General features: G+C 61.2%; 9 protein-coding genes. 7 read left to right on the plus strand and 2 right to left on the minus strand.

The window, feature by feature from the left end; translation table 11 throughout:
- The first annotated feature begins 287 nt into the window (after window positions 1–287).
- From ABX74_RS19815 to ABX74_RS19830, 4 genes are all read left to right on the plus strand, one after another.
- Window positions 288–1925: an AMP-binding protein gene (locus tag ABX74_RS19815; protein WP_029254895.1), complete on the plus strand. Its 1638-nt coding sequence runs from the start codon at window positions 288–290 to the stop codon at window positions 1923–1925.
- A gap of 4 nt (window positions 1926–1929) precedes the next feature.
- The gene (locus ABX74_RS19820) at window positions 1930–3597 is read left to right on the plus strand and encodes a sigma-54-dependent Fis family transcriptional regulator (RefSeq protein WP_047889523.1); all 1668 of its coding nucleotides are present in this window, start codon (window positions 1930–1932) and stop codon (window positions 3595–3597) included.
- A gap of 108 nt (window positions 3598–3705) precedes the next feature.
- Complete coding sequence (locus ABX74_RS19825) at window positions 3706–5205, plus strand: aldehyde dehydrogenase family protein (protein ID WP_019744236.1); 1500 nt, start codon at window positions 3706–3708, stop codon at window positions 5203–5205.
- Window positions 5206–5253: 48 nt separating this feature from the next.
- Window positions 5254–6366: an NDMA-dependent alcohol dehydrogenase gene (locus tag ABX74_RS19830; protein WP_047889524.1), complete on the plus strand. Its 1113-nt coding sequence runs from the start codon at window positions 5254–5256 to the stop codon at window positions 6364–6366.
- 54 nt (window positions 6367–6420) lie between these two features.
- Here ABX74_RS19830 and ABX74_RS19835 read toward each other — a convergent pair whose 3' ends face one another.
- The gene (locus tag ABX74_RS19835) at window positions 6421–7869 is read right to left on the minus strand and encodes a hypothetical protein (RefSeq protein ID WP_047889525.1); all 1449 of its coding nucleotides are present in this window, start codon (window positions 7867–7869) and stop codon (window positions 6421–6423) included.
- 224 nt (window positions 7870–8093) lie between these two features.
- Between ABX74_RS19835 and ABX74_RS19840 the strand changes: the two genes are divergently transcribed.
- The 3 genes from ABX74_RS19840 to ABX74_RS19850 all read left to right on the plus strand — a co-directional run bounded on the left by ABX74_RS19840 (window position 8094) and on the right by ABX74_RS19850 (window position 13324).
- Complete coding sequence (locus ABX74_RS19840; RefSeq protein ID WP_047889535.1) at window positions 8094–10340, plus strand: MMPL family transporter; 2247 nt, start codon at window positions 8094–8096, stop codon at window positions 10338–10340.
- A 183-nt stretch (window positions 10341–10523) separates the two neighbouring features.
- Entirely contained in the window at window positions 10524–11963 is a 1440-nt protein-coding gene (locus tag ABX74_RS19845) for a hypothetical protein (protein ID WP_047889526.1), read from the plus strand.
- Window positions 11960–13324 carry a PQQ-binding-like beta-propeller repeat protein gene (locus ABX74_RS19850; protein ID WP_047889527.1) on the plus strand — a complete coding sequence of 455 codons (1365 nt, stop codon included), beginning with the start codon at window positions 11960–11962 and terminating at the stop codon, window positions 13322–13324. Before ABX74_RS19845 ends, ABX74_RS19850 begins: the two co-directional genes overlap by 4 nt.
- Window positions 13325–13521: 197 nt before the next feature.
- Here the strand turns inward: ABX74_RS19850 and ABX74_RS19855 are convergent, their stop codons facing one another.
- Window positions 13522–14409 carry a glycosyltransferase gene (locus ABX74_RS19855; RefSeq protein WP_047889528.1) on the minus strand — a complete coding sequence of 296 codons (888 nt, stop codon included), beginning with the start codon at window positions 14407–14409 and terminating at the stop codon, window positions 13522–13524.
- Window positions 14410–14754 lie beyond the last annotated feature (345 nt).

Here is a 14754-nt window from a genome sequence, read left to right on the forward strand (position 1 = left end):
GAATCATGTTGGCAATCCTCGGTGTGGTGAGTCTGGTCTGCACCTGGGCGCTCGTCGAGACCAAGGACCACGCCCTGTAAACACTGTGCGCCTTTATTAACCGCCGGCGGTTAATAAAGGCGCACAGCAGGCGGGTGGGGTGTCCGGACTTCGAACAGTTACGGCCACCCCGCACCGGGAAGTATGTCGTGCATCACACCGAATCGAGTAAATTCGTAGATGAGAGGGTCCGCTGCGGCGGCCCCTCTCATAGGTGCCTGAACAGGCAACCGGAGAGGACAGAACACATGAGTACGCCGCTGCCCAGCTATACGTCCGGAGTATGGGACGGTCCGATGCTGGGCGACACCATCGGAGACAACCTCGATCGCACGGTTGCCGCACACGGTGACCGCGATGCGTTGATCGACCATGCCAGCGGTCGACGATGGACGTACCGGGAGTTCGCCGAGCAGGTGAACGGGCTCGCTGCCGGACTACTTTCCCGTGGTGTGGGGAAGGGCGATCGGGTGGGAATCTGGGCTCCCAACTGTCCGGAATGGACGTTCACGCAATACGCGACGGCAAAGATCGGCGCGATCCTGGTCAACATCAATCCGGCGTACCGCTCGCACGAGTTGCAGTACGTGCTCGAGCAGGCCGGAATCTCGACGCTGGTGTCTGCGGCCAGCTTCAAGACCTCGGACTACGCGTCGATGATCGAGACGGTGCGGCCGCAGTGCCCGGATCTGACGTCGGTGCTCCTGCTCGGTTCACCCGAGTGGGACGCGGTGCTTGCCGACGGGTTGGCGGCCCAGGCCAGCGATCCGGCTCCGCTCGCAGCTGCCCAAGCCGCGCTGTCGGCCGACGACGCGATCAACATCCAATACACCTCGGGCACTACCGGTTTCCCGAAGGGCGCGACGCTCAGCCACCACAACATCCTCAACAACGGCTACTTCGTCGGCGAGTTGTGCCACTACAGCGAGGTCGATCGGGTGTGCATCCCGGTGCCGTTCTATCACTGCTTCGGCATGGTGATGGGCAACCTTGCGTGCACCAGTCATGGTGCTGCCATGATCATTCCGGGCCCCGCATTCGATCCGCGCGCTTCGCTCGAGGCCGTCCAGGCCGAAAAGTGCACGTCCCTCTACGGCGTTCCGACGATGTTCATTGCCGAGTTGGCGCTGCCGGACTTCGACAGCTTCGATCTGTCGTCCCTTCGCACCGGCATCATGGCGGGTTCGCCCTGCCCGGTCGAAGTGATGAAGCAGGTCATCGATCGCATGGGTATGGCAGAGGTGTCCATCTGCTACGGCATGACGGAGACGTCGCCGGTGTCGCTGCAGACCCGCTCGGACGATTCGATCGAGCAGCGCACCGAAACCGTCGGTCGGGTGGGGCCGCACCTCGAGATCAAGATCGTCGATCCGGCAACCGGACTGACGGTGCCGCGCGGCGAGCCGGGCGAACTGTGCACGCGTGGTTACTCGGTCATGCTCGGCTACTGGGAGAACCCGGAGAAGACCGCCGAGGCTATCGACGCTGCCCGGTGGATGCACACCGGAGACATCGGAGTCATGGACGAGGCCGGATACGTCGCTATCACCGGACGCATCAAGGACATGGTCATCCGCGGTGGCGAGAACGTCTATCCGCGTGAGATCGAGGAGTTCCTTTACACCCATCCCGACATTCTCGACGCGCAGGTCATCGGTGTGCCGGACGCCAAGTACGGCGAGGAATTGATGGTGTGGGTCCAGATGCGCGAAGGTGCAGACGATCTGGACGCCGATTCGGTCCGTGCCTTCTGCACCGGCAAGCTCGCGCACTACAAGATTCCGCGGTACGTCCATGTCGTGGACGAGTTCCCGATGACAGTCACAGGCAAGGTCCGCAAGATCGCGATGCGAGAACAGGCGATCGAATTGATCGGTCAGGCCTGAGCATATGTCCGCGAACCCAGGGGAGCGTGAGCCGGTACGCCCCGAGATCGCGCTCTCCTGGAAGCGTTCTCGACTGAGTGGCCTCGATCCGTCGTCGGCAATCGCCGTGGACACCGAGGAGCAGGACGGCGAGTCTCGTCTGCTCCGGGCCGCCGCGCCCGTGCTCGACGAGGTGTCGCAACAGATCGCGGGCACCGGTTTCTGTGTGCTGCTTGCTGATCGAGAATGCCGCGTGGTCGCTTCGGTGTACTCCGACAGCCGCGTCGAGCGGACGATCGAGCGGTTGGGCGTCGTCAACGGTTCACGCTTCGGTGAAGAGCACGCCGGTACCAATGCGCTCGGTACGCCGCTCGAGGTAGGTCGAAGTGTGGTGATCCACGGGGACGAGCATTTCCTCGACAGCCTCAAGGGATTGAGCTGCTACGGCCAGCCGATCCTGCATCCCGTCACACGTCGCGTCGAGGGTATTCTCGACATGACTGGCGTTGTCTCGCAGGCCAACCCGCTGTTCGCGCCCTTCCTCGCGCGTGCTGCAGCGGATATCGAGAAACGACTGCTCGAAGGCTCCAAGGCGTCGGAGCAGCGGCTGGTCGACGCATTCCAGCGAGTGTCACATCAGCGCCACATTGCCGTCGCGGCCATCGGCGACGACATCCTGCTGAGCAACCGAACGGCCTTGGATCTGCTCGACACCGCCGACCACGTATCACTCCGGTCCTTGATCGCCGATCTCAATCCTGATCAATCAAGGCTTGTGACAGTCGAATTGGCGTCCGGTGCGCTGGCGCGAGTTCAAGCCGACCGGATTTCCGGGGCCGACGGCGGCGCACTCTTCCTGGTCGAACCACTCCAGCGGGAACGGGCACCCATCCGCAGAACCCACGAGCGGGCACCATCTCCGGGCGAACGACTGCGCCGCGACCTGATGCGGGCGCGGGCGTCGTCGTCCGCAGTTGCCATCTCGGGTGAAGCAGGTTCCGGTCGAACTTCGGCAGCATCGGACGTGGTCGGGAGCGTCGACGCCAGTTGGCACGATGCCACGCGAATCGCGTTCGACGGCCGTGAGCAGTGGATCACCGATCTTGTGCGAGCAGCCCGTAAGCGTTCGGGCGTGGTCGTGATCGAACAGGTGCAGCTCCTTCCCGGTTCGGTGTTGCCGCTGGTCGCAGACCTGATTGACGCCAGCGCCGAGGGGCCGAAGATCGTACTGACCAGCGGGGCGGCAGTTGATCTTCCGCCGACCATCGCGGCGCTGCTTTCACGATGCGCCTCCAGGGTTGTCATCACCCCTCTGCGCGAGCGACAGGCTGAGATCGCCGAGTTGGCTCAGGTGATGTTGGAGGGGATCTCGCCCGAGTTGAGGTTGACTGCCAGCGCTGCCGAAGCGCTCGCGGCGGCCAGTTGGCCGGGCAATCTGGCCGAGTTACGCGTCGTGCTCCATCGCGCGTCCGGCGAACGCTCGAGCAATCGCATCGACGTCGTCGATCTGCCCGAGGACTATCGCACCACGGCCAAGGTGTCGCGGTTGGCAGGGCGGGAGAAGGCCGAGCGCCAGGCGATTATCGGAGCGTTGAAAGACTGCGGCGGCAACAAGGTTCACGCGTCGGCGCAACTCGGAATCAGCCGAAGCACTCTCTACACACGGATGCGGGCGCTCGACATCACTGTGTAGTTGACTGTCCGAATTGAGTTGTACAAAGTTCGGACAGTTAGCACCCCCGGAAGCGCGGAAGTATGGCGTGCATCACATTCGCACCTCACTACTTCAGGGGAGTTTCCGATGACGGCAGTAGCCGAACACACCATCAGTTCCGCGGTACAAGGTTTCCTGAACGGACCGAAGAAGCTCTACATCGGCGGCGAATTCGTCGACGCCGCTTCGGGTCAGACCTTCGCGACGTACAACCCGGCTGACGGACAGAAGCTCGCAGACGTGGCACACGGCCAGGCCGAAGACATCGACCGCGCGGTACGCGCCGCCCGAACGGCTTTCGAGGACGGCCCCTGGTCTCGGATGAAGGCAAACGAGCGCGAGCGGATGATCTGGCGCGTCGGCGACATTCTCAGTGCTCGTGCCGAGGAATTCGGTCAGCTCGAAGCTCTCGACAACGGCAAGTCCGTTGCCATCGCCACCGCCGTCGACGTGGCTTGGGCCGCAGACGTTTTCCGCTACTACGCGGGTTGGGCCACCAAGATCGAAGGCAGCACCGTCAACGTGTCGATGCCCTTCTCTCCGGGCGGCGAGTTCCACGCCTACACCCTGCGTGAGGCAATCGGCGTCTGTGGACTGATCGTGCCGTGGAACTTCCCGCTGCTGATGTCGTCGTGGAAGCTCGCCCCCGCGCTCGCCGCCGGCAACACGGTGATCCTCAAGCCCGCTGAGCAGACCCCGCTCACCGCACTGCTTCTCGCGGAGGTCTTCGAAGAAGCAGGCTTCCCGCCCGGCGTCGTCAACATCGTTCCCGGCTTCGGCGATGCAGGTGCTGCACTGTCCGGCCACGACGACGTGGACAAGGTCGCGTTCACCGGTTCCACCGAGGTGGGTAAGAAGATCGTCGACGCCGCCAAGGGCAACCTGAAGAAGGTTACGCTCGAGCTCGGTGGCAAGAGCCCCAACATCGTATTCGCCGACGCGGATTTCGATTCCGCGGTGGAGGGTTCACTCAACGCCTGGCTGTTCAACCACGGTCAGTGCTGCGTTGCGGGTACCCGTCTGTACGTCGAGGACACCATCTTCGAGAAGTTCACCGAGGCCGTCGCGCACGCAGCGAGCCAGGTCAAGATCGGACCCGGCCTCGATCCCACCACCCAGCTCGGACCGCTGGTCTCGCAGGAGCAGTTCGACAAGGTCACCGGTTACCTCCGAGAGGGAATCGCCGACGGCGCACGTGCACTCACCGGCGGTAACCGCTGGGGCGATCAGGGCTACTTCGTCGAGCCGACTGTCTTCGTCGACGTCAAGCCCGAATTCTCCATCGTTCAGGAGGAGATCTTCGGACCCGTCGTGGCAGCGCTGCCGTTCAACGCGGACGACGGACCCATCACTGCCGCAAACGATTCCATCTACGGACTTGCCGCCGGCATCTGGACCCGTGACATTTCCAAGGCCCACCGCACGGCCAAGCGTCTCAAGGCTGGCTCGGTGTGGATCAACCAGTACAACGGCTTCGACACCGCAATGCCTTTCGGCGGATACAAGCAGTCCGGTTGGGGCCGCGAGCTCGGCGCTTCGGCTATCGATCTCTACACCCAGACCAAGGCCGTCAACATCGCCCTCTGACCGACCCCCATCGCTCATTCTCTCGTCCGACAATCAAGGAGATCACCAGTGAAGACCAAAGCTGCTGTACTGCTCGAGCCCGGAAAGCCTTTCGAGATCATGGAACTCGACCTCGACGGCCCGGGGGTGGGTGAGATACTGATCAAGTACACCGCTGCCGGACTGTGCCATTCGGATCTGCACCTGACCGACGGTGATCTCCCGCCGCGTTACCCGATTGTCGGCGGACACGAAGGCTCGGGCATCATCGAAGAGGTCGGACCCGGCGTCACGAAGGTCAAGCCGGGCGACCACGTCGTATGTAGCTTCATCCCCAACTGCGGCACCTGTCGCTACTGCTCGACCGGTCGCCAGAACCTTTGTGACATGGGTGCCACCATCCTCGAAGGTTCGATGACGGACGGTTCCTTCCGTTTCCACGGCAACGGAATGGATTTCGGCGGAATGTGCATGCTCGGAACGTTCTCCGAGCGCGCCACCATTTCTCAGCACTCGGTGGTCAAGATCGACGACTGGCTTCCCTTGGAGACAGCAGTGGTCGTCGGCTGCGGCGTGCCTTCGGGATGGGGAACGGCAGTCAACGCCGGTAACCTTCGCGCCGGCGACACCGCGGTGATCTACGGCATCGGTGGCCTCGGCATCAATGCCGTCCAGGGCGCCGTTTCGGCCGGCTGCAAGTACGTCGTGGTGGTCGATCCGGTTGCTCTCAAGCGTGAGACCGCACTGAAGTTCGGTGCAACCCATGCCTTTGCAGACGCCGAGAGCGCTGCTGCCAAGGTCAACGAGCTGACGTGGGGACAGGGCGCCGACGCGGCGCTCATCCTTGTCGGCACCGTCGACGAGGACGTGGTCAGTGCAGCGACAGCAGTGATCGGCAAGGGCGGCACCGTGGTGATCACGGGTCTCGCCGATCCGGCCAAGCTGACCGTGCACGTGTCGGGAACCGATCTGACGCTGAACCAGAAGACGATCAAGGGCACATTGTTCGGATCAATGAACCCGCAGTACGACATCGTGCGTTTGCTTCGTCTCTACGATGCGGGTCAGCTCAAGCTCGACGAACTGATCACCAACACCTACAGCCTCGAAGACGTCAACCAGGGCTACCAGGATCTGCGTGATGGCAAGAACATCCGTGGCGTGATCATTCACGACAAGTAGGACAACTGCTGTGCGCCTTTATTAACCGCGGGCGGTTAATAAAGGCGCACAGCACTATTTCTTGGCTTTCGACAAAATCTGCATCAACTGAAGTAGTGCTGAGAACTTCGCGAATACCGAGCGCGAGACCACCGGACCGAAAGCCGCGGTGTCGGTTGCATCGAACGCGTCGAGCAGATCGCGGAAGCTTTCGACCTGTTTGACCATCGCGTCGAGATCGACGTGCGTGGCGGCGTCGGCATCACGCAGAGCTAGTAGGTACTGCGGCGCCGTCACCAAGGCGACTGCCGGGATCTTCCGCTCGAACAGTGGTTCACCCTCGCCGAAATGAATGACCGGTCCTGGCGCCACGATTCGGCGATCGCCTGCCCCGATGTCGCGCCACAGCGGTGCAACGATGTCGTGTGCTTCTCGGCTCGTCGCGTAGAGCAGTTCCGGTTCCGGAGTGGTCACCAACGCATAGCTGCCGGTCGAGGTGTCCTCGGTATCACCCAGCGCGCCGAGGTGTTCGATCGCGATCCCGGCTACTGCGCGCGCCTGACCGGCTTCGCCCTTCCACATCTCGGGGTGCGCTTCGAGCCAGGTGGAGGTTGCCTGTCCGTGCTTGGACACCGCTGGAATTCGCAGGTGGCCAGTCGTCAGCACAAAAACGTACGACCGTCGATGCGGCTGCGCGACGGCGTGCCGCGCCAAGGCCAACATTCCCAGATGCCCGTTCTCCTCGACGCCGTTGGTTCCGTCGCTGTGAGTGATGAGCAGAATCGTCTCTTCCGGTGATGTCCCCGGGGATACCGCCCACACCGTGTCGGTCCGGGTGTCCGGATGCAGAGTTGCATCCAGAACCAGAGTCGCCCGCTGACCGGAACGAGCTGCAGCGACAACCTTCCTGCCCTCGTCGCCGGCCACCCAGACGGCGGGGATGTCGTGGTACGGCTGCGTGAACGGAAGATATTGTCCCAGTGCGTTGTCCGGAGCGATGTCACGCCACACCGCGATCACGCCGAGCACTCCGGCCTTGCGGGCCTTGTCGAGTTTCGGGCCAAGAAGGGTTGCGGAGAGAACCGGATTTCGAAGAGTCTCGTCGGTGGCGATCGGACCCCACTCGCTGACCAGTAGCTTGCGGGGAAGATCGACGTGCGGGACCTCGATCACCGCGATCGCGCCCTTGGCCGCGGACCATTTGGGGCGTCGCGCGCTGACGTAGACCAGGGGAGCGGAGATTCCCTGGGGCCCGGTCAATCCCGAGTAGGGGAATGCGGACGAAACCTTGATCGGTCCCGTCGGCAACTCGATGCGAAGCCCCTCAGATGTGTCCGGTAGATCCCAGCGTTCGAAAGTGTGTGAATCACGCCGGACTTCGAGGCCAAGTTCGGTCAGTTCGTTCGCGACTTCTTCCACCACCGCGTGGTGTGAAGGTGATCCCGTCAATCGTGGCCCCAGCGCGTCGAGTCGCTGTTGGCCTGCAAGGAGGAGATCGCGATCGACGGCCTGGCCGTGATTCATGGGATTGCCTTTCGTACTACGCGACGTCTGCTCTGGTGAGGCGCCTGCCCGTGTCGTGTCCACGGTACCGAGCGGTCTGAAAAGGAGACGGAGAGCGCGCCGGATATGCCGTTTTCGCAGATATACCGGGTGCCAATGGGCCTATCGGTCCGTACCGTATGACCTTGGCACCGAAAGACTCCGTGTTCTTCGGACAGACCAGTCCACGGCGAGAGAGGCCTACGTTGGCTACGTATCTTTACAGGTTGGGGAAGTTCGCTTTCCGCCACAAGTATCTTGTGGTGGCCGCGTGGATTATCGTGATCGCGGTGGTGGGAGGCGCTATCAGCGCCACAAATCCGACGTTCTCCAAAGAATTCAATCTTCCGGGCACCGATTCACAGCGTGCGACCGAGTTGATGAACGAGAACTTTGCAGCGGCAGCGGAGCAGCAAACTCAGGCGTCGACCAGCATTCTCATCGCGGCAGACGACGGGCTTGCCGCGCACAGCGATCAGATCGACCAGTTGATCGCACAGGCGAAGACGTTGCCGGACATCGTCGATCCCGAGAAGATCGTCAATCCGGTCACTCTCGCGGAGGCCAATCCGGCGGTGGCGTCAGCCGTTCTCGGCGACAACGGCAAGGTCGGGCTGATCCAGCTCAATCAGTCGATTCGCATCGAGGATCAGACGCAGGCGAACAAGACGGCGTTCCTCGATTTGATGGCAAAATTCCGCACCGGTGGCCTGCAAGTCGAAGGCACCGGTTCGATGATGCAGGTGCAGGCCGCGGGCGGTCTGTCGGAGATGCTCGGCTTCGCGGTGGCGTTCATCGTGATGATCGTGGCGTTCGGCGCACTCATCGCGGCGTTCATCCCGTTGTTCACTGCAATTCTTGGAATTGCGCTGGCCACTCTGACGGTCACACTCGGCTCGGGCTTCTTCGACATCAACGAAGGTGTCACGGGAATCGTCACGATGATCGGCATCGCAGTCTCGATCGACTATGCGTTGTTCATCGTCTCGCGCTACCGCAGTGAGCTCAATCTGGGCGGAACCAGGGAAGCTGCTGCCGGACGCGCAGTAGGTACAGCAGGTTCGTCGGTCGTATTCGCGGGCCTGACAGTGGTGGTCGCGCTGGCAGCCCTGGCGGTGGTCGGGGTCCCGATGATCACGCAGATGGGAATCTCGGCGGCGGTTGCCGTCATCATCGCCGTGCTCGGCGCAATCACGTTGATCCCGGCAGTTCTGGGCATCTTCGGTCGGTTCGCGTTCTCGCCTCGTATTCCCGGGCTTCGCCACGGTGACGAGCCCGAGACGATGGAATCCAACGGACATCGCTGGGCCAAGATAGTCACCAAGTACCCGTGGCCGATCGCGGGTGCTGCTCTGGTCCTCCTGGTGATCGCGGCTATTCCGATGACGAAGCTCGAACTCGGACTCTCGTTCACTCAAGACGAAGAGCGACCGGCACTGGCCCTCCTGCAACGAGGATTCGGTGAAGGCGTCAACGGCGAATTGTTCGTCGTGCTCGACGCGCCCGACGGTACCGACATCGCTGCGATTGCCGAAGGCACTGTCGCGCACATCAAGGGCCTCGACAACGTCGCAACGCCGGATCAGTTGATGTGGGTCGGAAACGGACCGGACGCGGCAAACCCGATGGCGGGCGCAAACTCTGCGCTCATCGCGGTCACCCCGCAGATGTCTCCGAGCGGCCCCGAAACCCACGAGCTGATGAATCAGATCCGGGACTACGGATCGACGGTGAAGTCGGAAGGCGCAGAACTCGGTGTAGCGGGTCAAACCGCGATCGTTGCAGACATGTCGTCGAAGCTCAGTTCCGCGCTCATCCCGTATCTCATCGTGGTTGTGGGGCTGGCGTTCATCATCATGATGGTCGTCTTCCGCTCGATCTTGGTGCCGCTGACCGCAACTCTCGGATTCCTGTTTTCCGTCTGTGCGACCTTCGGCGCCACGGTTGCCATTTTCCAGTTGGGCGACTTCGGGCTGATCGAGCACACACAACCCATCATCTCGTTCCTGCCGATCTTCATGATCGGTGTGGTCTTCGGGTTGGCGATGGACTATCAAGTGTTCCTCGTGACGCGAATGCGCGAGGAATACGTGCACGGATTGTCGGCCAAGGACGCCATCATCTCCGGCTACACCCATGGTGCTCGCGTGGTCGCATCGGCGGCCATCATCATGATCTCCGTGTTCGGCGCATTCATGCTGTCCTCGGAGACGACAAGCAAGATGATGGGCTTCGGTCTCGCGGCGGCAGTCTTCTTCGACGCCTTCATCATCCGCATGATCGTGATCCCTGCGGTCATGTCGATCCTCGGTGATTCGGCGTGGAAGTTGCCCGCGTGGCTCGACAAGATCCTGCCGAACGTCGACATCGAGGGTGAAGCGATTCGGCGGATTCCGATCGAGCAGGATCCGGATTCCGATCCAGACCCGAATCAGGTGCCTGTGAGGGTGTAAGCACTCAGGTCGTCAGGACGGGGTGCCGGTTGCACAGCAACTGGCACCCCGTTCTTCTGTCTTCATGCGGCGCTCGCGCGATAGGAAACCATCCGGTTGGTAACAGAAATCGCTGTGATCGCGACAGGACTTCCAGAGGCGACGCGCATCGGGAGCGAGCCGTGACAGCGACTGCGAGGGTACGTGTCGAAGGAGCAAACCGATTCGAAGCGGGCCGAGAAGTGGACCTTCGCGCTGACGGTCGTCTCCCTGATCGCCGGTGGGACAGTGGTTGCCGGGCTGGTGGATCGGTGGAGCAGCTCGCCGTCCGATGACATCTCTGTAGCTGCGTCATCTTCGATCACCATGACGTCTACACCGGACGAGATTCCGGCGGAGGACGTGCCTGAATTCTCGTACGTCACGCCGAGCGCGGTGTACCCGACAACGATTCCGGGTTGTGCGAGTGTCGAAGCGCCAGAGGAGGAGACGTTCTTCTCCTACATTCTGGACGGTTCTGACACGTACGACGATCCGCGTTTTCCGTGGTTCTCGAGCGCCAAGGCAGCCGCGATGTCCGACGCGGTCAAACAGGCGCTCCCGAAAGATGTCGAGCTGAAGTTCGCCAGCCCGGGTAATTCGCTGCAGTTCGGGCCGATCTCTGCACCTCCGAACACAGATGGGCTGCCCGAGGGATTCTCGCTCGAGGAGTTGGCGTCCACCACTGCGTCCGGGACGCTGATTCGGGACGGGAAGATCGGCGCGCTCAGCCTGATGCTGCACTCGAGTTCTGATCCGATCCCATCGTGTGTTGCGGGGTCGCTCGTCGAACGTCGGGTGCTGGCCGACCAGTCTGTGGTGGATCTGCAGGATACGTGGAGCGAAACCAATGGTGTACGCACCCTTAATCGGTCGGCAATGTTGTACGGAGTCGACGGGACCCGTATTCAGGCGTATCTCAACGACACGAACAACGACGGAGGTCCGGACGCCGAGAGTTCCGGCGTGGTGCCACTGACGCTCGACGAACTTGTAACCCTTGTCGAAATGCCACAGCTGCGAATCACCACGCCAGTTCCCCCGGGTACGGCACCGCTTTCGCCCGGGTGCCACGGGATCCCTCGAGACTCTAGCGACGTGGCCGAACTCGATCGCGCGACGATCGAACGTCTCAACGCCGTACTCGAGATCAGATGGCGTGCTGTACCTCCGGGTTTTCCGATTCTTGATGCCGGACCGGGCGCTCTGACGGTCGCGGAGAATGACAGGTCCACCGCATGTCAGAGATTTCTCACTCGGACGGGAGAGAACGAGTCGACGCTCAACATGACAATTACCGGCGGACAACCACTCCCCGCGGAGCCCAACAAATACGACCCCTCCTACTACGGGCACCCCTTGGAGTTCGTGACGCGACCGGATGGATCCGTGATCGAGCGAGACGAACGGGATTACTCGACCGTACCCATGACAAATGACGGCTCGAAAGCAGAATCGACGCAGGAAACGAGCAGGTCGGTGGTCGTCACCCGTCCGAATGGGACCCAAGTCTCGGTTTCGTCGTCGGCTGCGATCCCGAACGTGCCGATGACGTTCGAGCAGTTGGAGTTTCTCGCGACGACCGAAGGCTTGGAGATTCGATGACCACCAGATTCTCCCCGAAATCGCGCCTTCGGATCGCGGCCGCCGCAGCCGTAGTCACCGTCACTGCCGCCATCGCCACGGTGGTCACGTCGACGAGTTCCGAACCGACAGCGATCTCGTCGCCGCTATGGAGCGTCGAGGCCTCCGAGATTCTCGGGCGCGAGTTCGCGATATTTCGGAGCCCACTTGTTGGCACCGAATTCAACATGGACATGGGCGGATTCATCGACGCCGGATCACTCGTGGTCACGATGATCGGTATGCCGGATCGTCAGGCGTATTCGTTGGACGACGCAGAATTGGTCGGATTGGACGCCGAAGATGGCACAGTTCGTTGGCGCACGTCGGCGGTCGACATCGGTGGTTGCTCCGAGACTCTGCTCGGCAGTTCGGTGCTGTGTTTCTCCGGGCCGTACGTATCCGGTGGTTCGTACTCACTTTTCGATATCGAGACAGGAGAGCGTCGAGACATCAAGACGCCGTGGGCACCGATCATCGCGGTTGTCTCGGGTGACACGGTCCTCGCGCTCGAGGGTGATATCGAGAGCAACGACGTTCGCGTGCACAGCGGAACCGTCGACGATCCGGAAGCGAACTGGTCCAAAGCGTTCGACGTCGGTGGATCGTGGGAAGCCGGATACGTCGATCCGGTGATGTCGGTGCACGGCGATCTGGGTGTGATCGCTCTCGACGAGTCTCTGGGATTCGATCTGAAGACGGGCGAACAGCGGTGGGTACACGGTTACTCCACCTGTTCGACCGCGCATACATCGTCCGATGGGGTGACATTGGTGTCGGATGGCGGTTGCGAAGGCGATGGCCGTCCGACAAGTGAGTACGCGCTCGATCAGAACGGGCGCGAGTTCGCCAGGACGGACGAACTGCCCTCGGAGTCCTCGTACTACGGTGGACGATACAGCCGAGATGATCCCGCAGGAGGATCGACTCCGATCATTCTGGGACACAGCGGTTTCGACCGGACTTCCGGCGAGAAATTGTGGTCCAACAGTGAAGTCTTCGACACCGCACAGTCGTTGGCGGTGATCCGCAACGTGGTTGCCGTGACACGTTCCGGTTCCGAACCCGAGGTCCAGTTCGTGGACCTCTTCACCGGTGAGGTCCTGTGGCGATCGAACGCTGAGCGCGCAGGGGCGGTTGTCTGGCACGGCGATGTCGTTATCGACGAGGGAAACGTCTACGGAACGGATGTCCTTACGGGCCAACGTAGTTGGGAGGTTCGGGTGGATCAGGACGGGGACGACGAGTTCACCCCCTGGGCGATGCCGCGGGAGCTGTGGGCGGGGGACAAGGTGCTGTTGCGTTCCAGTGAAGACCGCATCACGGCGTTGAAGGTGTCGTGAGATCCGGTGTGGTGCATGTCCGTTAATACACTCGGATAAGCGCTCGGTACTCGGCGGTCAGCGGCCCGCACGGTCATCGATGAGCGGGTTTCGGTGTACCTCGTGGAGGACGCGGCGGACTTTTGTGCGCATCAGCAACGAGGGGTCTCTGCTGCACTGTCACTTCGCACCTGTAGTGAATAGCGAGGCTGGATTGGCTACTGGTTGACCGGCATGATTCGTCCTTGCGATTTGCCGAACAAGCGTCTGAACTCAAAACGCTCCTGCTCGAAATTGTATGCACGGTATATCGGCCATGCCAAGGCGTGGACAACTGTGTCCAGCCGGATCAGGAACTTGAAGCGCCAATTCATGACGTTGTGGAGTCGAAGGACCGATTCAGAAGCGCGGTTGTACTTCGAGTATTCGCGCGGAGGTGTTTCTCCCCGCCTCCCCGATGTTTCGACGCGCATGGAGTCGCACTGTCCGATTGTCAACCCGATCTTCTGGAGACATATCGAGAGATCCATGTCTTCGTGAATGTCAGTGCGCTCGCTCAAATTCTTCCGCACTTCTAGCCACGCTGATCTTTTCACGGCCATGTTCGCTCCGGTAGCAGCTAGCACTCGGCGATCATGATTGAACTTTCCACGTCGAATTTGTCGGTCAAGTACGAACCGGTGGACGCGCGAGAAAGGGGATTCGAAGAGGTATGTGACGCCCGCAACGGCGCAGTGGGTGGAGTTGGGGCCGAGGAATTCGCAAATCGCGGCCGCCCATCCGGTCTGGACCCGGGTGTCGGCGTCGATTCGGCCGACCAGTTCACAAGAAGACGCGTCAAAACCCGCATTTCGGGCATGCACAACACCTTGGCGTGACTCGAAGATATATCGAACTTTTTCGTGTGACCCTGCGTAGCGTTCTATTATCGAGGCAGTTCGGTCGGTGGAGTTGTTGTCGACTATCAAGATTTCGTCGATTGTGTCACCTTGCGCGAGCAGACGGTCAATGCAGTCCGCGATTCCTGCCTCTTCGTTAAACACAGGTACAACGACCGACAATTGATTTCGGTGAGGATTCTCAGTCGATTGCTTTGGGGACGTCACAATCGTTCCTGAGGTTTACGGTTCAGGTGAATCTTCACAAAATAACGGTATCAATCAATTTTTCACCTTCAAAATCGTGGCACTCGGGTAGGTACGCCATGCCGAAACGGCCGCATGGCTACTGGTGTACGATTTGTTCTTTTTGTTGAGATTCTTGTTTGTAAAATTGCAGGTAGCGGGATATCTGATCGATAAGAGGGCTGTGGCGGCGCCGGCTGTCGGTCGATGTGTGGGCCGTCGTTCGAGTGCCAGAACTTATGCCGTACCTCACGCATTCCATACCGTGGTGGATGACTTGATGAGACGGACTGCCCGACTGTTTGGCCTCGGCGTAGGTTTACTGCG

The organism is Rhodococcus sp. ARP2, assembly GCF_001029585.1.
GTDB lineage: Bacteria > Actinomycetota > Actinomycetes > Mycobacteriales > Mycobacteriaceae > Rhodococcus_F > Rhodococcus_F erythropolis.